At 60.0% G+C, this 20,973-nt stretch carries 16 protein-coding genes and 1 pseudogene; 11 read left to right on the top strand and 6 right to left on the bottom strand.

From position 1 onward, the window contains the following. The first annotated feature begins 21 nt into the window (after positions 1-21). Positions 22-907, top strand: a pseudogene (locus tag ACF0H7_RS28270) (alpha/beta hydrolase). Here the strand turns inward: ACF0H7_RS28270 and ACF0H7_RS28265 are convergent. Beyond that, positions 896-2,257, bottom strand: coding sequence for an MATE family efflux transporter (locus tag ACF0H7_RS28265; RefSeq protein WP_397450095.1), 1,362 nt, complete (start codon positions 2,255-2,257; stop codon positions 896-898). The pseudogene ACF0H7_RS28270 and the gene ACF0H7_RS28265 sit on opposite strands and share 12 nt — an antisense overlap. A gap of 199 nt (positions 2,258-2,456) precedes the next feature. Here ACF0H7_RS28265 and ACF0H7_RS28260 point away from each other — a divergent pair, with 199 nt between their 5' ends. Continuing rightward, positions 2,457-7,370, top strand: coding sequence for an alpha-2-macroglobulin family protein (locus ACF0H7_RS28260; RefSeq protein ID WP_397450094.1), 4,914 nt, complete (start codon positions 2,457-2,459; stop codon positions 7,368-7,370). Between the two features lie 141 nt (positions 7,371-7,511). Here the strand turns inward: ACF0H7_RS28260 and ACF0H7_RS28255 are convergent, their stop codons facing one another. Then, a complete protein-coding gene (locus tag ACF0H7_RS28255; RefSeq protein ID WP_397450093.1) occupies positions 7,512-7,805 on the bottom strand; it encodes a hypothetical protein in 294 nt (97 codons plus the stop codon). 50 nt (positions 7,806-7,855) lie between these two features. Between ACF0H7_RS28255 and pbpC the strand changes: the two genes are divergently transcribed. Then, positions 7,856-10,192, top strand: a complete 2,337-nt coding sequence (pbpC, locus tag ACF0H7_RS28250; protein WP_397450092.1) for a peptidoglycan glycosyltransferase PbpC — start codon at positions 7,856-7,858, stop codon at positions 10,190-10,192. A gap of 628 nt (positions 10,193-10,820) precedes the next feature. On the opposite strand, the gene ACF0H7_RS28245 is transcribed toward pbpC, so the two are convergent. Both ACF0H7_RS28245 and ACF0H7_RS28240 read right to left on the bottom strand, forming a co-directional pair. Beyond that, complete coding sequence (locus ACF0H7_RS28245; protein WP_397450091.1) at positions 10,821-11,231, bottom strand: response regulator; 411 nt, start codon at positions 11,229-11,231, stop codon at positions 10,821-10,823. A gap of 72 nt (positions 11,232-11,303) precedes the next feature. Further along, a complete protein-coding gene (locus ACF0H7_RS28240; RefSeq protein ID WP_397450090.1) occupies positions 11,304-11,501 on the bottom strand; it encodes a Flp family type IVb pilin in 198 nt (65 codons plus the stop codon). A 330-nt stretch (positions 11,502-11,831) separates the two neighbouring features. On the opposite strand from ACF0H7_RS28240, the gene cpaB reads away from it, so the two are divergent. From cpaB to ACF0H7_RS28200, 8 genes are read left to right on the top strand one after another with little or no spacing between them, the layout of a single operon-like run. Beyond that, complete coding sequence (gene cpaB, locus ACF0H7_RS28235; RefSeq protein WP_397450089.1) at positions 11,832-12,782, top strand: Flp pilus assembly protein CpaB; 951 nt, start codon at positions 11,832-11,834, stop codon at positions 12,780-12,782. 20 nt (positions 12,783-12,802) lie between these two features. After that, positions 12,803-14,041 (top strand): type II and III secretion system protein family protein, encoded by a 1,239-nt coding sequence (locus ACF0H7_RS28230; protein ID WP_397450088.1) that lies wholly within the window; start codon positions 12,803-12,805, stop codon positions 14,039-14,041. Further along, positions 14,038-15,228: a CpaE family protein gene (locus ACF0H7_RS28225; protein WP_397450087.1), complete on the top strand. Its 1,191-nt coding sequence runs from the start codon at positions 14,038-14,040 to the stop codon at positions 15,226-15,228. The genes ACF0H7_RS28230 and ACF0H7_RS28225 overlap by 4 nt, the downstream gene beginning before the upstream one ends. Beyond that, a complete protein-coding gene (locus ACF0H7_RS28220; protein ID WP_397450086.1) occupies positions 15,225-16,484 on the top strand; it encodes a CpaF family protein in 1,260 nt (419 codons plus the stop codon). The genes ACF0H7_RS28225 and ACF0H7_RS28220 overlap by 4 nt, the downstream gene beginning before the upstream one ends. Positions 16,485-16,518: 34 nt before the next feature. Then, a complete protein-coding gene (locus ACF0H7_RS28215) occupies positions 16,519-17,403 on the top strand; it encodes a type II secretion system F family protein (protein ID WP_397450085.1) in 885 nt (294 codons plus the stop codon). A gap of 1 nt (position 17,404) precedes the next feature. Then, positions 17,405-18,292 (top strand): type II secretion system F family protein, encoded by an 888-nt coding sequence (locus ACF0H7_RS28210; protein ID WP_397450084.1) that lies wholly within the window; start codon positions 17,405-17,407, stop codon positions 18,290-18,292. Between the two features lie 10 nt (positions 18,293-18,302). Continuing rightward, positions 18,303-19,022 carry a hypothetical protein gene (locus ACF0H7_RS28205; protein WP_397450083.1) on the top strand — a complete coding sequence of 240 codons (720 nt, stop codon included), beginning with the start codon at positions 18,303-18,305 and terminating at the stop codon, positions 19,020-19,022. Positions 19,023-19,036: 14 nt separating this feature from the next. Next, complete coding sequence (locus ACF0H7_RS28200) at positions 19,037-19,309, top strand: DUF3613 domain-containing protein (RefSeq protein WP_397450082.1); 273 nt, start codon at positions 19,037-19,039, stop codon at positions 19,307-19,309. Between the two features lie 166 nt (positions 19,310-19,475). Here ACF0H7_RS28200 and ACF0H7_RS28195 read toward each other — a convergent pair whose 3' ends face one another. Beyond that, on the bottom strand, positions 19,476-20,267 hold the full coding sequence (locus ACF0H7_RS28195) for a response regulator transcription factor (RefSeq protein WP_397450081.1): 792 nt from the start codon (positions 20,265-20,267) through the stop codon (positions 19,476-19,478). A 203-nt stretch (positions 20,268-20,470) separates the two neighbouring features. Beyond that, the gene (locus ACF0H7_RS28190; protein ID WP_397454047.1) at positions 20,471-20,941 is read right to left on the bottom strand and encodes a prepilin peptidase; all 471 of its coding nucleotides are present in this window, start codon (positions 20,939-20,941) and stop codon (positions 20,471-20,473) included. Between the last annotated feature and the right edge of the window lie 32 nt (positions 20,942-20,973).

Genomic DNA, 20,973 nt, shown 5'->3' with positions numbered 1-20,973 from the left:
TTGCACACACGAGGCACGACCATGAAGAGCAAGGCCGTAAACATGATGCTCCTGAGCGTGCTGTTGGCCATTTTGACGGCCTGCTCGCCCTTGAAGATCCTCAACGCGCTGACCCCCGGCAGCAGTTTCACCAAGGTTGCTGACGTGGCTTATGGTGAGGATCCGCGAAACAGGCTCGATGTCTACACCCCGGTTGATCGCCCGGCCAATGCGCCGGTAGTGGTGTTTTTCTACGGCGGCAGTTGGAACAGTGGCTCGCGCACCGACTATGACTTTGTCGGCGAGGCACTGACGTCTCGCGGGATCGTCGTGGTGGTGGCCGATTATCGGCTATACCCGCAAGTGCGTTACCCGGCGTTCCTCGAAGACTCCGCGCGCGCCGTGGCCTGGGCCTACAGGCATGCGGGGGAATACGGCGGTGATCCGACGCACCTCTACGTGATGGGGCACAGCTCCGGAGCCTACAACGCCAGCGATGGTTGCGCTCGATCCGGGCTTGTTGGGCGCGCTCGGATTGAAGCCATCGATTCTCAGCGGCTGGATTGGCCTGGCCGGTCCTTATGACTTCCTGCCGGTGGATGTGGCTGCGGTCAAACCGGTGTTTTTCTTTCCCGACTCGCCGCCTGAGTCGCAACCGATCAACCACGTCAGCAGCGATTCGCCGCCGGCATTGCTGATGGCGTCCAGGGATGACGACATCGTCAATCCAACGCGCAATACGGCCGGCATGGCGGCCCGGTTGCGCGAAGATCGGGTGCCGGTTCGCGAACTGTATTTCTCCCACACCAACCACGCGACCCTGGTCGGGGCTTTTTCGCGGCCACTGCGCGGCCTGGCGCCAGTGCTGGATGATGTGGTCGACTTCATTCATGCCGATCTGCGCAACCAACAGCTTTCACGTCAATGAGGCGTGACCCGGTGCGGCAAACCAGCCATCGCTGCGATTCAGGCGCAAGGCGATCACGCCGAGGGTGATGCCACGCAACAGCATGAACAGCATGAAGGTCAGCCACAATCCGTGGTTGCCCAGGCTCTGGCTCACCCACGCCACCGGCGCGATCAAGGCGACACTCAGCACCATCGCATTGCGCATTTCCCGGGCGCGGGTGGCGCCGATGAACAGGCCGTCAAGGAGGTAACTCCAGACTGCAACCATGGGCAGTGCCGCCAGGTACGGCAGGTAGATAAAGGCCGTTTCGCGGACTTCAGGGATGTCGGTCTGCATCTGCACGAACCAATGCCCGGCAAGCAGGAACAGCCCGGCAAACGCGATGCTGCACAGCAATGACCAGCCAGTGGCGATGGTCAGCGAACGCCGCAATGCCGCTCGATCATGGGCACCAATGGCGTGGCCACACAGGGCTTCGACCGCATGCGCCAGGCCGTCAAGGGCATGAGCGGTCAGCAACAGGCCATTGAGCAGCAGAGCGTTGGCCGCCACCGTCGCATCACCCAGGCGAGCGCCTTGCACTGTGATCAGAAAGAACACCGATTGCAGGGCGAGGCTGCGAATGAAAATGTCGCGATTCACCGCCAACAACGGGCGCCAACTGGCCCAGCGCTTGAGTGTCGGCCACATGACCTGGCCGGGGTAATCGCGCAGGCTCTTATGAGCCAGGGCCAGACCGAGCAGGGCGCCCATCCATTCCGCCAGCACCGATGCTCGTGCACAACCCACCACGCCCCAATCGAGCCCAAGAACGAACCACAGATTGAGGGCGATGTTCACCAGGTTGGTGGTCAACAGAATGGCCAAGGGTGCTCGCGCGTTTTGCGTGCCGAGAAACCAGCCGACCAGGGCGTAACTGGCCAGCGCGGCAGGCAGGCCGAACAGGCGGGTATGGAAGAATTCGAGGGTCAGCGCTTTGAGGTCGGCGGAGGGCTGCATCAGGTCCAGCGCCAAATGACTGAAGGGCAATCCGAAGACACCCAGCAGCGCGGCGAGCAGCATGGACAGCAACAAGCCCTGCCACAGGATCTGCCTTAACGCCGCGCCGTCGCTACGGCCCGCCGCCTGAGCCGCGAACCCGGTGGTGCCCATCCGCAGAAACCCCATGGCCCAGGCAAGGAAGGTATACAAACTGGCGCCGACTGCCACCGCGCCCAATTGATGCGCGTGGGGCAAATGGCCGATGACTGCACTGTCGACCAACGCCACCAGCGGTACGGAAATGTTCGAAAGAATCATCGGCGCAGCCAATGCCCAGACCCGTCGATGGGTCGTGCGGTCGCGCCAATCGTTAAGCAGTGTCGACATGGAGGCTCCTTGGTAGGGCGGGCAGTGTACTGCTCTCACAAAGCCTGTGCCTGGTACAAATCTCCTACAGGGATATGGGTTGCTGGAGATAAATCCTACGCAGTCTGTCGGCAATGCTCTGCGCGACAAAGCCTCAAGGCCGCGGTCTGTTTTCCCGCCTATAGTTTATTTCCTCACCTCTGCTGCCGATGAGTGACTCATGTTTAACAACGGATTGTTCCTGGCTTGTGCGCTGACGCTGCTGAGCGCCTGTGATTCGTCTACTTCCGACAAGCCCGCGCCGGCCCCGGCAACGCCCGCGCCTGTGGTCGCGGTGGAGACGAGCAAGCCCAAACCCGCCGTCGATCTGGCGGCGCTGAGTCAACGCTACAGTGGTCGCGAGCTGAGCGTGGTCGACGTTTCGGAAATCCAGGTTGATGGCGCCAGCACGCTATCGGTCAGTTTTTCCATTCCCTTGGACCCCGAGCAAAAGTTCGCGGAAAAACTGCACCTGATCGACACTAAATCCGGCACGGTCGACGGTGCCTGGGAAATCTCCGACAACCTTATGGAACTGCGCCTGCGGCACCTTGAGCCCAAGCGCAAGTTGGTATTGACCATCGACCCCGGTGTGCTGGCGGTGAACAAAGCCAAGCTGGCGGCGGAGTCGATCACCCGTCTGGAAACCAACGACCTGCAACCCACTGTCGGTTTCGCCAGTCGTGGCAGCCTGTTGCCGACGCGACTGGCTGAAGGTCTGCCGGTGATCGCGTTGAACGTCGACAAAGTGGATGTCGAATTCTTTCGCATCAAGCCCGAATCGTTGCCGGCCTTCATGACCCGCTGGGGGCGTGCTAGCACTTTGCAGAGTTACGAGTCCAAGGACCTGCTGCCCATGGCCGATCTGGTCTACGGCGGTCGGTTTGACCTGAATCCGGCGCGCAATACCCGTGAAAGCCTGTTGCTGCCGATTGCCGGCCTCAAACCGCTGCAACAGCCGGGCGTTTATCTGGCGGTGATGCGAGCATCGGGCACGTACAACTATTCACAGCCAGCGACCCTGTTCACCCTGAGTGACATCGGTCTGTCGGTGCATCGCTATCAGAACCGCATGGACGTTTTCACCCAGGCGCTGGAAGGCGGCAAGGCGCTGGGCGATATCCAGCTCGATATCTACGACAGCGAAGGCCGCGTGGTCGGTCAGGGCAAGACCGACAATGCCGGCCATGCGCAGCTACCGTTGCCGGCCAAGGCCGAGGTGCTGTTGGCGCATCAGGGCGAACAAACCAGCGTGCTGCGCCTGAACACTGCGGCGCTGGACCTGGCCGAGTTCGACATCACCGGTCCCAAAGCACACCCGCTGCAATTTTTCGTTTTCGGTCCACGCGATCTGTATCGCCCCGGCGAAACCGTATTGCTCAATGGCCTGCTGCGCGATGACGACGGTGCCGACGTGAAGCCGCACCTGATCAACGTCGAAGTGCGGCGTCCGGATGCTCAGGTCAGTCGCAAGTTTGTCTGGGATGTCGGGCCTCAGGGTTTCTATCAATACCAACTGCCACTGGCCGCCGAAGCGCCAACCGGGCGTTGGCAACTGCTGTTCGATCTCGGTGATGGCAAACCGTTGATGTACGAATTTCAGGTCGAAGACTTCCTGCCCGAGCGCCTGGCGCTGGAGCTGAAGGGCAGCGATACGCCGCTGAGCCCTGGCGACAACGCCACCATCGGAATCAACGGTCGTTACCTGTATGGCGCGCCGGCGTCTGGCAATCGGCTGACCGGCCAGCTGTATGTCAGGCCGTTGCGCGATGCGGTACCCGGCTTGCCCGGTTACCAGTTCGGCTCGATCAGCGAGGAGGAATTGAGCCAGGACATCGATGTGGAGGAGCACACGCTCGATGCCAATGGCGAGTTGAGCCTGGAGCTGGAGAGCAAGTGGGCGCAGGCCAAATCGCCGCTGCAACTGATCTTTCAAGCCAGCCTGCAAGAGTCCGGCGGTCGTCCGATTACCCGGCGCTTGATCCAGCCGGTATGGCCCGCCGAGCGGTTGCCAGGCATCCGGGCACTGTTCGACGGTGAGCAAACCAGTGGCGATGGCCCGGCGGAATTCGAGTTGCTGATGGCCGATAGCGAAGGCCACAAACTGGCGGCCGACAACCTCAAGGTGCGGCTGATTCGTGAGCGGCGCGACTATTACTGGAGCTACTCGGAAAGCGATGGCTGGAGCGATCACTTCAATGAGAAGTTTCTTAACCTCGATGAAGAAACCCTGAGCATCAAGGCCGGCGACACCGCCAAAGTCAGTTTTCCGGTGGAGTGGGGACCGTATCGGGTTGAAGTCGAAGACCCGCAAACCGGTCTGCTCAGCAGTGTGAGGTTCTGGGCCGGTTATCGCTGGCAAGACAACGCGGAAGGCGGTGCAGTGCGACCGGACCAGGTCAAGCTGGCATTGGACAAACCGGCGTATGCCGATGGCGACACGGTCAAAGTCACGGTCACGCCACCGGCGGCGGGCAAGGGTTATTTGCTGCTGGAGTCCAGCGATGGGCCGTTGTGGTGGCAGGAAGTCGAGGTGCCCGTCGAAGGCAAAACTTTCGATATCCCGCTGGATAAAAAATGGACGCGCCACGACCTGTACATCAGTGCGCTGGTGATCCGGCCGGGCGAGCGTAAAGCCAATGTCACGCCCAAACGTGCGGTGGGCGTGCTGCATTTGCCGCTGGATCGCGCGCAACGCAAATTGGCGCTGAGCATTACCGCGCCGGAAAAAATGCGCCCCAAGCAGCCGCTGAAACTCAAGCTCAGTGCGAAAAATGCCGATGGCAGCGTGCCGACCGAAGTCATGGTTTTGCTGTCGGCGGTGGACGTCGGCATCCTCAACATCACCGACTACAAAACCCCCGATCCATTCGCCAGTCTGTTCGGGCGCAAGGCCTATGGCGCCGATCAACTGGATATTTATGGGCAATTGATCGAAGCCGGTCAGGGGCGCCTGGCCAGCCTGGCGTTTGGGGGTGATGCGGCGCTGAACAAGGGCGGCAAGCCGCCGCAAACCAGCGTCACCATCGTGGCCTTGCAGAGCGCGCCGGTGAAACTTGATGAGCGGGGCGAAGGCGAAGTCAGCGTCGATATCCCGGACTTCAACGGTGAACTGCGGGTCATGGCTCAAGCCTGGACCGGTAATCGTTATGGCATGGCCGAGGCGAAAACCGTGGTCGCCGCGCCACTGATAGCCGAGCTGTCGGCACCGCGCTTCCTCGCCGGGGGCGACCAGACGCAATTGGCGCTGGACCTGTCGAACCTGTCTGGCAAAGCGCAAACCTTGAATGTGCAACTCAGCACCGAAGGGCAGTTGAGTCTGGTCAATGCCAGCGCTGTGCAGAGCGTGCAATTGGCTCAAGGCCAGCGCACTACGCTGCACATCCCCGTTCGGGCGGAGGGCAGTTTTGGTCAAGGCAAAATCAAGGTGCTGGTGGACGGGCTGGACTTGCCCGGCGAGAACCTGCCGGCGTTCACCCGCGAATGGACGCTGGGCGTGCGCTCGGCCTGGCCGGCGCAGTTGCAACACTATCGCGCGGTGCTCAAAGACCAGCCGTGGAGCCTGCCTGATGGCGCGTTGGATTCTTTCGAACCTGAGGGCCGTGAGGCCTTGTTGTCGGTGTCGAGCCGTCCGCCGCTGAACCTTGGCGAGCAGATTCGCGCCCTCAAAGCCTACCCCTATGGCTGCCTCGAACAGACCGCCAGTGGCCTCTATCCGTCGCTGTATGTGGATGCCGCAAGCCTCAAGCGTTTGGGCCTGCAAGGTGATTCGGATGCGGATCGCAAACGCAAGATCGAGCTGGGTATCGAGCGGTTGCTGGGGATGCAGCGTTACAACGGCAGCTTCGGTTTGTGGGGCGCGGACGGTGATGAAGAATACTGGCTGACCGCCTACGTCACCGACTTCCTGCTGCGCGCGCGGGAGCAAGGTTATGCGGTGCCGCCGGACGCCCTGAAGAAAGCCAGCGAGCGACTGCTGCGCTATCTGCAGGAGCGCAACCTGATCGAGGTCAACTACAGCGAGAACGCCGACCATACGCGGTTCGCCGTGCAAGCCTATGCCGGGCTGGTATTGGCGCGCAGTCAGCAGGCGCCGTTGGGCGCGCTGCGCAGTCTGTTCGAACGGCGTGCCGACGCGCGCTCCGGGCTGCCGTTGGTACAGTTGTCCATCGCGCTGGATCAGATGGGCGACAAACCTCGGGCCGAACAAGCGCTGACTGCGGGCTTGGCGGTGACGCGCAAGGCCAACGACTGGCTGGCCGACTATGGCAGCCCGTTGCGTGATCAGGCGTTGATCCTGTCGCTGCTGGAAGAGAACAACCTGCTGGCGGACAAGCGTGACGAGCGCCTGTTTGAACTCTCCGATCAACTGGCGGCGACGCAGTGGTTGTCGACCCAAGAGCGCAACTCGCTGTTCCTGGCCGGTCGTGGACTGTTGGCCAAGCCTGAGCCGAACTGGACAGCGCTGTTCAGCAGCGGCGATCAAACCCGAGAACTGAGCAATAACCAGCCAAACCTCAAGCTACAGGGCCCGCTGTTGGCGTCCCCGATGACCGTGCAGAACCAGGGCAGCGCGACCTTGTACCAACAGCTGACGATTTCCGGTTATCCACAGCAGGCGCCGGCGCCGGGTGGCGAGAACCTGAGCATCCGCCGCGAATACCTGGGGATGAAGGGCCAGGCGCTGAACCTCAATGCGTTGAAAAGCGGTGATCTGGTGTTGGTGCATCTGGAGGTCAAAGCCAAACAGCGAGTACCGGATGCGTTGGTGGTGGACCTGTTGCCAGCCGGTCTGGAGCTGGAAAACCAGAACCTGGCGCAAAGCGCGGCAAGCCTGGAAGACGCCAGCGGTCAGGTCAAACAGTGGCAGAGCGCGATGCAGAATGCGGCGGTCAAGCACCAGGAATTTCGCGATGATCGTTACGTGGCGGCGCTGGACCTGGACGGCTATGGCAGCACGCATTTGTTGTATCTGGCGCGAGCTGTGACGCCCGGTACTTACCGGGTGCCGCCGCCGCAAGTGGAATCGATGTACCGGCCGAACTGGCATGCTACGGGCGATGCGCCGGAGCAGTTGGTGGTGAAGGGTAAATAAATTGGTCTGATTTTGGGTGACCAAAATTCTTCGATCAGATAGAAATCCTGTAGGAGCGAACTTGTTCGCGAGGCGGAAGATCTGACACGCCGCGTCAAGCTTCTCGCCAACAAGTTGGCTCCTACAGTGGGTGGTATCGGGTCAATGAATAATCCAGCTCAACAACCACAGGCCCAGGATCATCCAGATAATGCCGCCGATGATCGAGCCACGCATGAACGAGCGAATGGCGGAGTACAACAGCATCAGGCCGATGATCAGGGCGATGATGCTGATCAGCGACGTGTTCATACCCAATGCGCGAGACAGTCCTTCGACAAAATTGCCACCGGCATGAGCCAGCAGCTTGAACAACCAATCCAGACCGTCGACGATAAAGCGAATCACCGCCCCCAGCGCCTGGCCGAGCCATTCGAAAAAGCTTTCTACATGCATGTGTGTGTCCCAATGAAAAAACCAATCTGTTCCCCAGAGGATAGAGGCTCTTGGCTTTGAGTTTCGGAAAACTTGCGCGTTGCATCGCCGCTAGCATTTTGTTGCTCATTGCCCTGCTGTGGCTGGCCGACCGCATTTGGCCGCTGCCGCTGCCCGAGGACGATCTGGCGCGGGTGGTGCTTGCGGAAGACGGTACGCCGCTGTGGCGTTTTGCCGATGCCAACGGGGTGTGGCGCTACCCGGTGAGCAGCGATCAGGTTTCGCCGTATTACCTCGAGGCTCTGCTGACCTACGAAGATCGCTGGTTCTACCAGCATCCCGGGGTCAACCCGTTGGCATTGCTGCGCGCCACCTGGCAAAACCTCAGCGGCGCGCGGGTGGTGTCGGGGGGCAGCACTTTATCGATGCAGGTGGCACGACTGCTTGATCCACACCCGCGAACCGTGTTCGGCAAGTTGCGCCAGTTGGGGCGCACGCTGCAGCTGGAGTGGCACCTGTCCAAGGATCAGATCCTGACGCATTACCTCAACCGCGCGCCGTTCGGTGGGACGTTGCAGGGAGTCGCCGCCGCCAGTTGGGCCTACCTCGGCAAGTCGCCGTCGCAGATGACCCGTGCAGATGCGGCACTGCTGGCGGTGCTGCCTCAGGCGCCAAGCCGCTTGCGTCCCGATCGTCACCCGAAACGCGCTCAGGCCGCGCGCGACAAAGTGCTCAACAGGCTGGCCGAATTTCAGGTCTGGCCGCAATCGGCGGTCAACGAGGCACTGGAAGAACCACTGTTGCTGGCGCCGCGTCAGGAGCCGAGTCTGGCGCCACTGCTCGCCCGCCGCCTGAATCGCCCAGACAGCCCGCCGCTGATTCGCACCACCATCGATGCCACCTTGCAGCGTCGGCTGGAGGACTTGCTGCTGGGTTGGCGCGCGCGTTTGCCGGAGCATACCTCGGCTGCGATTCTGGTGGTCGATGAGCAAACCATGGCCGTGCGGGCCTACCTCGGTTCGGTCGACATCAACGATGCGCGGCGCTTTGGTCATGTGGATATGGTCAACGCCGTGCGCTCGCCCGGCTCGACCCTCAAACCCTTTCTGTACGGCATGGCAATGGACGCCGGACTGATTGATTCCGAATCACTGCTGCAAGACGTGCCACGCCGTTACGGCGACTATCGACCGGGTAATTTTTCCGCAGGTTTCAGTGGCGCGGTGTCGGCCAGTTCGGCCTTGTCGATGTCGTTGAACCTGCCCGCCGTGCAACTGCTGGAAGTCTATGGGCCGAAACGCTTTGCTGCCGAGTTGCGCAACGGCGGCATCCCGTTGACCTTGCCACCGCTGGCGGAACCGAATCTGGCGTTGATTCTCGGCGGCGCGGGCAGTCGGTTGGAGGATCTGGTCAGTGGTTACAGCGCGTTTGCCCGTGGCGGAAAAAGCGCCAACCTGCGCCTGCAACCACAGGACACACTGCGCGAGCGGCCGATGCTGTCACCCGGTTCGGCATGGATTGTGCGCAAGATCCTCAGTGGTCAGTCGCGCCCCGATCTTGATCCCCATGCCGACCTGGTACAGCGCCCGGTGCTGGCGTGGAAGACCGGCACCAGCTACGGCTTTCGCGATGCCTGGGCGATTGGCGTCGGACCGCGGTATTTGATCGGCGTGTGGATCGGCCGCCCGGATGGTACGCCGGTCCCGGGGCAGTTCGGTCTGGCATCGGCGGCACCGTTGATGCTGCAAGTGCACGACATGCTGATCAACCGCGATTACCAGCGCGGCATCGCCTCGCCAGTGCAGGCCATACCGCTGAACGTGGGGGTTGCCGCGATCTGTTGGCCGCTGGGGCAGGCGCTGAGCAAGAGCGACCCGAACTGCCGTCGCCAGCGCTTTGCCTGGACGCTGGACAACACCACGCCGCCGACCTTGCAGGCCAGTGATCAACCGTTGGGGTTGGGGCTGCTGGAAAAAATCTGGGTCAATGCCAAGGGGTTACGCGTGGCGGCCGATTGTCCCGAGGCGCAGTTGCGTGAGGTCGCTTTGTGGCCTGCGCCGCTGGAACCCTGGTTGCCACGTCTGGAACGTCGCGACGCACGTTTGCCGGCCAGCGACCCGGGCTGCCCGCCACCGCCGTCGAGCCTGGCGGCACCGCTGTCGATTGTCGGTGTGCGTGAGGGAGACCAGTTGCGGCTGCCGACCGGCAGTAAGGAGCAACTGCAACTCAAGCTCTCGGCCCTCGGCGGCAGCGGACGACGTTGGTGGTTTATCGATGGCATGCCGATGGCTGACACCGATGCCCAAGGCAGCTTCAACCCGGTGCTGGGTAGGCTGGGGCGTTATCAACTCAGTGTGCTTGACGAAAGCGGGCAGACGGCGCGGGTTGAGTTTGAGGTTGGGGATTGAGGCCTGCGACACACATACCTTTGTCGGAGCTGCCGAAGGCTGCGGTCGGTCGACATCGCAAAAGGTCGTTCCGACCTTATCGCAGCCTTCGGCAGCTCCTACAGAGTCGAGGTCAATCTCAGGGATTCTGGCGCTCATTCATCTAGTAAATTGTATATATAACTTTGGTTTTTTATTAAATTTAAAATTTAATTAAGCTATTGAATTAAAGAGATATATTTATCTGATAAATCCCCATTATAACCTTGGAATTAACCCCTCCGAGCAAGACGGTGTGCTGTCTATAAATTATTAATACAAAGTGGTGAGTTGCTCTCTGCGCTAAAAAGTATTGTGATGGGGTTCATGGCCGAGAGCTTTTCGGCGAAGCCCCTGGTTTGAGTGGCAGTATTGGCAGGCGATTCAGCAAGTGGTGGCAATGCTAGCGGCGGGGGCGTCGATGGCGTAGTCAGCGAAGTCGCAGGCGGGTTGGGTGGCATTCTGAAGAGGCGTCGTGGCAGCCAGTAGTCGCCAACGACTTCTTGTACAGCACTTACGCCTGTGCGGGCGGGGGAGTCTTTTTGATCCCCCGTCTTTTTTATTTATCAGCCGCTGATTATGAACAAACGGGGAATGTGCGTTGGGCGGGTTACCCAACCACATACATCCGCGGTTCGGGGAACAGGTTGTTCAGGGTTTCCAGCAAACGCACGTGATAGATGGGTTTGCGGAACAGGTCGAGGACCTGCAGGCGCAGCAGATCGCTGACGTCTTCCATGTCGGCGTGCCCAGACGTGACGATCACCGGCAGGTGTTGGCGCGCGGTATGTTCGCGCAGACGCTTGATCAGCGACACGCCGCTTTCTTCAGGCATGCGCAGATCGGTGATCACCAGCGCGATGTCCGGATGACGCGTCAGTTGCTGCAGGGCGAGTTTGACCGATGTGGCGGTAAAGCAACAAAAGCCTTCGCCCTCAAGCAATTCCGCCAGCTCCTCGATGGCGTCCTCTTCGTCGTCCACTAAAAGGAGCTGTTGGCGTGTTGGGGAAGGGACAGCCATTAAGGTCACCTGTCTACAAAGGGCTTATTTACGACACGCTTTGCTATATGAGCAACATAACTAAAATACAGTTTAGGGTTTTGCTGCTGCTGTCGAAAGTGCGGTATCTACCTTGGAGAATATGGTACCAACGGAGGTCGATATTGTTGGAAGAAATGCAATAATCGCTACTGCAACCATCGCTGCAATAATTGCATATTCGATCCCTGACGCTCCGTCCTTCCTTCTTAAAAACCGCCGAGTCTTGACTATCACTTTAGTAAGGAACATCTGACTTCTCCTTGCACCCTTGAGGCATCGGTGTATCACGCGCTTTACAGTGTAAATTTCCTTGCTCCCACAGCATTGTCGGCAAATTCAAAGCCAGCAACTGTAATAAAGCATTAATCCTAAAGTGATAGCCCAAAAGTTGGCGTCAAAAAGCGGCGAATTAGGGGGGTGTAGAAAAGTTGTACAGTATATTTTTGGCGGCTCATGGCGTTTTGCTTTACCTGCGCTATTTTGAAATAGCGAAATAATTACTTGTTCATAGCTGCCTGATTGCGAAGTTGTCTCGTTTAATCAACGAGCAGGTTGTGCAGAGGGAAAGGGAGAGCCGTCATGAACAGCCGTGTGACTATGGGCTTTGCTGTTTTATTGTTAATCGGCGCAGTGATTGCCGGGTATTGGGGCCTTGTCTTGAGCCGCCCGTCGCCGGCGCCCACCGCCATACCCTTGGCTCAGGCGCCTGCTGCGTCGGTGGCGGCACCGGTTGTACAAACTGTAGATGATTCTTTACGCCAGCCCGTCCTGGTGCTGGTGCACGATCTTGCACCCAATACCCCCCTGACCGCCGCCGATCTGACCCTCGAGCGAGTGAAGGTTGCGCCCGCCGGTAGCTTCAACAAAATCGAAGATGGCGTGGGTCGCAGTGCCTTGCGCGCACTGGCCGCGGGCACCTGGCTCAGCGAAAGCAGTTTTGATGCGGGCGGCTCGCTGGCGCGGATGATTCGCCCCCATGAGCGGGCGCTGGCAGTGGCGGTGGATGAAGTAATCGGAGCCGGTGGTCAGTTGAGCCCCGGTGATTATGTCGACGTGATGCTGTTTCTGCCGCAGGACGCCTCCAACGCCGACAAATCGGCGCAACTGGTGATCCCCGCACTGCGTCTGTTGAGTGTCGGCGAACTGCTGGGGCCGACGGTCGATGGTCAGGCTGCGGGCAATAGAGAACTGAGCAGCGACGAAAGACTCAAGCTCGAACAACGCAGAAGTTCAGCTCGCACTGTGGTGTTGGCTGTGCCAGAGCAGATGCTCAGTCGGCTGATGCTGGCGACCCAGTCGGGCATCCTTCGCCTAGCGGTGCGCAGTGCGGAAGAGAAGAACCTGCAACGCTACTGGGCCGGAGACAACGATCTGGTGGCGCGCCTGGATTCGACCAACCGCAACCTCCTGCATTTCAACCAGTTGACCCTCAGCACTGCGCCCAAGCCGCCGACTGTGGCCAGTGCCGCACGGGCGCCGCGCGGCATCGAAATCATTCGTGGCAACCAGGTTACGCAACAAACTCCCTGATCAAGCAAGGATTGCATGTCATGAGTAGCAGTTTCATGCCGGTTGTAACGCGCGTCGTTTCGGCTTTGATCCTGACGGGAGTGGTCGTCAGTCATGCTTCAGCAGCGCCTGCCAGTTGTTCGGCGTTGACCGCATTGCCCGGCGTGATCGAAGTCGGGCAGGGTTTGCAGCAGAACATGGCCTCGCCCGTGGCCATCACCCGATTGGCGGTGGGTGACGCGAAAATCGCTGACGTGCATGTGAACGGTGATCAGGGTTTCCTGCTGACCGGTATTGCTCCGGGCGCCACCAGCTTGATGGTCTGGACCGCCTGCTCTGCATCGCCTCGGCAAAGCATGGTGTTCGTGCAAGGTCAGGCCACTGCCGCGTTGACCAACACGGTAGTCGCGCCGTCGGAAGATCCGTCGTTGCCGAGTCAGGTGCAGACCGATATCCGCTTTGTCGAAGTCAGCCGGACCAAACTGAAAGAGGCCACTACCTCGTTATATGGCAAAGGCAACCATTACTTGTTTGGCTCGCCGGGCTCGGTGCCTGGGGCGAGTGTCTCGCCTGGTGGCATCAATATTTTGCCGCAGATCCCGCTGAATAACGGCACGTTCAATCTGGTGCTGGGTAACAGCAACATTCTCGGCATGCTCAACGCGCTGGAGAGCACCGGTTTTGCTTATACGCTGGCCCGACCGAGCCTGGTGGCGCTGAGCGGGCAGAGCGCAAGCTTTCTGGCCGGTGGCGAAATTCCGATTCCAGTGCCGAATGGGCAGAGCAACGGCATCTCCATCGAGTACAAGGAATTTGGTGTGCGCCTGACCTTGACCCCCACCGTGATCGGGCGCAATCGTATCGCCCTGAAAGTCGCGCCTGAGGTCAGTGAGCTGGATTACACCAATGGTGTGACCATCCAGGGTACGACGGTTCCTGCCCTGACCATTCGCCGCACCGATACCAGTGTCTCGCTGGCGGACGGCGAAAGTTTTGTGCTTAGCGGCTTGATCAGCAGCCACAACACGGCCTCGACCAACAAGTTTCCCGGTCTGGGCGATATCCCCATCCTGGGTGCATTCTTTCGCGGCTCGCAGTTGAACCGCGAAGAACGCGAGCTGCTGATGATCGTGACCCCGCACCTGGTGCAACCGCTGGCAGCGAACGCACCGTTGCCCGCGCTGCCGGGGGAAAAGCTGCGCAACTACGATCCGAATTTCCTGCAAATGTACCTATTCGAAACCGGCGATTACGAGCGCCGGAGCGGGTTATCGAAATGAGCCAAAACCTGAGTCAAACTTTTCTCGCCATCACCCGGACCAGCACCGATCTCGAGTGGCTGCAGGGCGCGCTGGCACCGATGGGGCAAGTGGTCAGCGCCGGTGCCGGCAGCCTCGACGAGCTGTTGGCATTGGTGGACGTGACCTTCGCCAGCCTGGTGTTCGTCGGCCTGGATCGCGAGCATCTGGTCGCGCAAAGCGCGTTGATCGAAGGTGCGCTGGAGGCCAAGCCGATGCTGGCGATCGTCGCCCTCGGGGACGGCATGGACAATCAGCTGGTACTCAACGCCATGCGCGCCGGGGCGCGGGATTTTGTAGCCTATGGTTCACGTTCCAGTGAAGTCGCGGGGTTGGTCCGACGGCTGGGCAAGCGTCTGCCGCCAGTGGCGCCGAACCCGAACATGGGCGGGCTGACCGTGCTGTATGGCGCGCAAGCCAACGCCGACGGGGCGATGCTCGCCACTCATTTGGCGTTGGTGGTGCAGCAGTCCGCGCAGCGCACCTTATTACTCGATTTGGGCCTGCCGCGTGGCGACAGTCTGTCAATGCTGGGGCTGGAAGCGTCGTTCAACTTTGGGGATGCCGTGCGCCACCTGCGCCGACTGGATTCAACCTTGATCGACAGCGCCTTCACCACTGAGGCGTCCGGGCTGCGGATACTCGCGTATGCAGATGGCGATGACTTGCTGGAGCACACCAGTGCCGCCGAGCTGTACATGCTACTCAGTGCGCTGCGCCAACATTTTCAGCATGTGGTGGTTAACCTCGTCGGCCAGCCAGACAGCGAAGCGTTGCGGACCTTTGTCAGTCATTGCGATCAGCTGTTGTGGTACACCGATCAGAACGTGCTCGACTGCCGACGCAATCTGGCGATCCTCAGCCTGTGGCGCGACAAGGGGATGAAGTTGCAACACGCGGGCTTGTTGGTCGACCGCTATCTTCGCGCGGTCGCGCCCAGTTCTGAAGATTTGGGCAAGACCTTCGGCCTGCCGGTGTTGGCGGTGTTGCCGTTCAGTCCTGAGGTGCGACTGAACGCGAAAAATCAGGGGGTGACACTGTTCCAGCTATCGCCCCGCGAGCCACTGAGTGTGGGCTTGCGCTCGTTGGGTGAGCGGCTGGCCAAGCGCTCAGAAGGTGCGGAAAAGCCCCATGAAGGCTGGCTCAATCGTTTGTGGGGGCATAAATGAGCGGAGAAAAACTGTTCGGCGTTGCCCCGCGTGCAGCGGGCAACGGCCTCGATGCCCAAGGCCTGAAACTGGTGCTGCATCGATACATCATCGACGCCATCGAAGAAACCGGGAAAAACCTGCTGGAAGGCTCGCGGCCGGCGTTGGCGCAATTCGTCACCGATAAGGTCGGTGAGTACATCGGCCGTCTGCACCTGGCGATTTCCCGTTACGAGATGGAGCGGCTGGCGGAGGAACTGGTGGATGAGCTGACCGGTTTCGGCCCGCTGGAAGTGCTGCTGCGCGATCCGTCGGTGACCGAGATTCTGGTCAATGGTCCGCACAAAGTGTTCATCGAACGCGACGGCGTGCTGCATCACACCGACCTGCGTTTTATCGATTCACATCACGTCGAGCGGGTGATGCAGCGTATCCTGGCGCCGATGGGCCGACGGTTGGACGAGTCGTCGCCGATGGTCGATGCGCGCATGCCCGACGGCAGCCGGGTCAACGCAATCATCCCGCCGATTGCGCTGGACGGGCCATGCCTGTCGATTCGTAAGTTTCGCAAAGACATGCTCAAGAGCTCCGATCTGGTCGCCATGCAGACCATCGATCAGTCGATTTTCGAGTTCTTCGAGCATGCGGTTGGCAAGCGCTGCAACATCCTCGTCAGCGGCGGCACCGGCACCGGCAAGACCACCTTGCTCAACGTCCTGAGTCAATTGATCACCCCCCACGAACGCCTGGTGACCATCGAAGACGTGGCCGAACTGCAATTGAGCCACCCGCATGTGGTGCGCCTGGAAACCCGGCCACCGAATGCCGAAGGGCATGGCGAAGTCCGCTCCAGCGACCTGATCCGCAACGCCCTGCGGATGCGCCCGGACCGCATCATTCTTGGCGAGATTCGCGGCGTCGAAGTGCTCGACGTGCTCACGGCGATGAACACCGGCCACGACGGTTCCATGAGCACCGTGCACGCCAACAATGCGCAGGATGCGTTGCTGCGTCTGGAAACCCTGGTGGGCCTGACCGGGCGTCAAGTCGCGGAGAAAACCCTGCGGCAGATGATTTGTGCTGCGCTGGACGTGGTGATTCAACTGACGCGGATGCCCGATGGCCGCCGCTGTGTCAGTGAAGTGGTGGAGGTTGTCGGCGTGCGCGATGACGTGTACGTGACCAACACCCTGTTCCGTCTGGATCGGCGCACCGGCGCCGGCTTTTTGCGCGAAGCGGTACACCCGGCCGGGGACAAACTTCGGCGCGATTATTAGTTGGGGCAAATTCGCTCAACAGGGAGTGTGGGAGATGGCCGGACCGCTGTTGCTTGGGCTGATGTTTGTGATGTTGCTCATGGCATCGCTGTCGCTGTTTTATCGCGGCGTGCGCAAAAGCGCGGCGGAAAAAGTCCTCGTGCGGCTGGCCCATGGGCAACCTCAACTGCACATCGACAAGCCGGGATGGGCGCGCATGGAACGGGCGTTCTTACGCGCCGGGCTCGGGCGTCCGACGGATCGTCTGGGCCTGTCGCTGATGGTGTGGGGCGTGTCGATGTTGATCGGATTTCTGGCCGGTGGCTGGCAGGGTCTGTTGCTGGCGTTGGTGATCCCACCCTTGCTCCTGCGTGTGTATATCACCTGGCGCTACCAACGGCGCGTGCGGCGCATGATCGAGCAACTGCCGCCGCTGCTCGACCACGCCGTGCGCAGCCTGAAGTCGGGCCGCACCCTGGCCGACGCGGTGCTGTTGGGTATCGAGGCGGCAGATTATCCATTGAAAAATGCCATGGGCCGGATTCAGCGCAACGTGCAGTTGGGGGTCAGCTTGCCGGACGCGGCGCAGGACTTTGCCGAGCTCTATGAAAAAGAAGAATTTCGCCTGTTTGCGCTCGGCTTGCGGGTCAACCATCGTTACGGCGGCAATGCCAGCGAGCTGCTGGAAAACCTGATCAAGCTGATCCGCGAGAGGGAGCAGATCAGCCGGCAATTGCACGCCATGACCGGCGAAACCCGAATGACTGCTGTAGTGCTGGCGTCGTTGCCAGTGGCCATGGTCGGCTACTTCATGACCGTTAACCCCAAGTACTTGATGAACATGTGGAGCGACAGCAGCGGGCAACACATGTTGCTGCTGGCGTTCACCATGCAGGTGCTGGGTTGTGTCGCGCTGTGGCGCATGTTGCGGAGTATTTGAAATGGCCCTGCTGATCAGTGCGTTGTTGTTCGCGGCGGCTGCTTTACTGCTGATCAATCACCTGGCGGCGCAACGACGCAGTGAGCGCCAGGTGGCGCAACGCTTGCGCGGGCAGATGGTGCGCGACAATCGGTTCGGCAGCTGGCTGCGCGTGTTGGGTGACAGCAAAGTCGGGCAACGTGCGGTCAGCCTGGACAGCGAAAGCCAGCTGTTGCTCAACCGCGTGGGCTGGCGTCGCGCCAGTCAGCGTTCGTTGTACGCGGCGTTTCAGATCGGCGTGCCTTTACTGTTATTGGGGCTGACGGTGTTGGTTCAGCAGCTGTTTTATCAGCCGTTGCAGTACCCGATGATCGCCCCGTTGTTTGCCTTGGGCATCGGCTATTTGCTGCCCAAAAGAGTGTTGGCGATCGCCGGTACGCGTCGTCAAAAACAGCTGGCTATCGAGGTGTCGACTTTCATTCCATTGCTGCGAATCCTCTTCGAATCGGGCATGGCGGTAGAGCAGGCCTTGCGCGTGCTCAGTGCTGAAGGCCAGCAGCTATTGCCGATTCTGTCCACAGAGCTGCGGCTGATTCTGGTGCGGGTCGACTCGGGTCTGGAGCTGGGCGAAGAGCTGAGCAAGACCGCCACCTTGCTGGCGGTGGACGAGTTCAATGACACCTGCGTGATCCTCAATCAACTGATCCATCAGGGCGGCGGGGCGATGAAGTCGCTGCTGACGCTCAAGCAACTGCTCGACGACCGGCGTTTGACCCGACTGCAGGAGTACATCTCCAAGCTCTCGGCGAAGATGTCGGTGGTGATGATGGTTTTTCTGTTTCCCGCCTTGCTGATCGTGTTGGCCGGACCGGGTTTTACCGCGATCAGCCGCGCGCTGGGTGCTAAATGAGGAGTGTCGAATGAGAGCAATCATCGTGATGTTTGGTGTGCTGTTGCTCAGTGGTTGCGCCACCGACGGCAGTGCACCGTGGATGCCGTTTCCGGTCGCGGGATCGAGCTGCAGCAAAGCGAGCTCTGAACAGGAGTTGGTGCTGAGTCAGGCGCAAAGCATGGCCGACGAAGGCCGTCTGCATGCCAGCCTGGCCAATCTGGAAGGCCTGCCAGACACCTTGGGAGAGGTGCGTCTGCGCAAGGCCAGGGTCTTGCGTCAACTCGGGCGCAGCGACGCCGAACCTCTGTACCGCAGCTTGCTGGGGACCTGTCTGGCGGCCGAGGGTGAGCATGGCCTGGGGCAAATCGCGGCGGCGCGTGGCGACAATAACCAGGCCTTGGCGCATTTGGTGAGCGCGGCAAAACTGGCGCCTACCGATGAAAAAGTCCGCAATGATTTGGGTGTGGTTTACCTCAACCAATTGAAGCTGGACAAGGCGCGGTTCGAGTTCCTCACTGCGATTGAATTGAAGCAAAGCGACACCCTGGCGGCGACTAATCTGGTGACCCTGCTGATCTATCAGGATAACTGGCAGCAGGCGGCGGAATTGGTGTCGAAGCTCGGCCTGACGCCGGAGCAAGTCAGTGACGCACAGGCCCGCGCGGAGAAACTCAAAGGGCCGGTGAGTAAGGTCGCGACACCGCCTGCTCAGGTCGCGGCGATGATCTATACGCCGACCGTCAAGTGAACAGGGAGATCAGCATGAAGCGAAAAATCCTCGGCTGTTTTTGCGTGTTGAGTGTGTCAGCCAGCGTCTGGGCCATTGATCAAGGGCCGTCATCGGCACAGCAACAAGAGACAGAACTCTGGCTGCAGTTGCAGCCAAGCGCCACTGCCGCCTCGACTGTGCCGCAGACCATGACTCAGGCCGAGCGCGACCTCAGTTTTCAGCGCTGGCTGAAGAGCTATACCCATGACATTCCGGATTTTTATGAGCAGAAGAAAGGCGGGGAAGTGCCGGGTGGTGGGCAGTAGTTGGTTGAACACAAAGCTCCGTAGGAGCCAACTTGTTGGCGAGAGACATTATGCGGTGTTTCAGATACACCGCCCCCTGTAGGAGCCAACTTGTTGGCGAGCGGCTTAATGCGGTGTACCTGACTCGTCGCCTCGCGAACAAGTTCGCTCCTACACAGGGAAGCGATCAGTGGGCAGTAGCACGCTGTCTCATGGCCGCGGTGGATGGCGACAGTGCCAACGCCAGTTGCGTGCGGTTGTGCATGCGAGTCAGGCGCAGCACCTGTGACACATACAGCTTCACCGTGTTCTCGGTAATGCCCAGCTCACAGGCGATCTGATAGTTGGTCTGGCCTTTGCCCACCAACCGCGCGACGTCCAGTTGTCGTGGCGACAGCTGATCGAACATCGCCGGCATCTCGACCTTTTCCAGCGCCTGCTCAAGATCGTTGCCCACCTCTACTTCCGGCGCCAACAGCGGTTGCCGCCGGGCCTTGTCCAGGTCTTGGTAGATGTCGTCGATGGAGGCTGCGAGAAACTTCAGTTTTTCGTTCAGATGGCCCAGGTGTTGGTGGCTCCTGTGCCGTTCGAGCAAGGCCATTTCCTGGCGCTGCACGCCTTCGAGCAGTTCAGTCAGATTTACCGGCTTCTGATAGTAGTCGGCGATCCCGGCGCGCAACGCCTTGATCACGTCCTGCTTCTCGGCCTGGCCGGTCAACATGATGGATTCGAAGACCCGGGTTTTACCGGCGATGCGCGTCAGCTCTTCGACCAGTTGGATGCCGTTCAGATCCGGCATCGCCAGGTCGCAGATCACCAGGCCGATTTCGATGTCGTCGACAAAGCGCGCGACAGCGTCTCGGCTGGAATAACAGGCAACGCAGGGATAACCGCTGCTTTCGAGGAACTCATGGAGCTCATCCACGATGAGCGGTTGGTCATCAACGATAAGTATTTTTACAGCCGAATGCTTGTTCACGCGCTACTCCATGCCTGCAAGCTACTACTGACCGATGGCCGGACGCCTTTGCATTTTCCTTGATACTTTTTCTCTGGCTTCACGCCAGACCCTGAAAAAGCCCTGCACTGATGGCAGCCCAACCCTATCACTCATTCGAGTTCACAGGCATAAACGTAGTCGCACTTTCCGACTATGTACATAGCGCTATCATTGCTTTTCGACTAGTGGATCCAATTTGTAACGAGGACGAATCCAACCAAAAGGAACGGGGCAAAAGGCTGTTTATTTGACGTTTCGGGCCCTAATTGCCGATAGCGCTGGGTAAGCCATTGACTCATATGCGGCCACGCGTATTGGCGTATCAGCAGCCAGGCGATGCTGGCCACGCCGGCGCCGACAAAAGTCCCCAGCAAGTGCAGGCTGTCGCTGGCCAAAGCCAAGGCTGCCAGCAGTTTTACATCCCCGGCACCGAGGCGGCCCAGCGCGTAGCCGGGCAGGGTGAAGGCCAGTGCCAGCAGCAATGCCCAGCCACCTTCGGCCGCCGTCGAACCGAGCCAGGTTTGGCCCTTGAACAGCACAAACAACAAGAACACGGCAAAAGCGCCAAAGGTTAGCCAGTTGGAGATTTGCCGCTGTCGAGCATCCTGTTCGGCGCACGCGACGAGCCAGGCCAACAATAAAATGAGCTGCATGAGGTAAAAAAAGTCCTGATCCGTGGAAACAA

The sequence above is a fragment of the Pseudomonas sp. NA-150 genome, from assembly GCF_044336365.1.
Classification (GTDB): domain Bacteria; phylum Pseudomonadota; class Gammaproteobacteria; order Pseudomonadales; family Pseudomonadaceae; genus Aquipseudomonas.
This window is presented reverse-complemented; position numbering and strand designations above follow the sequence as displayed.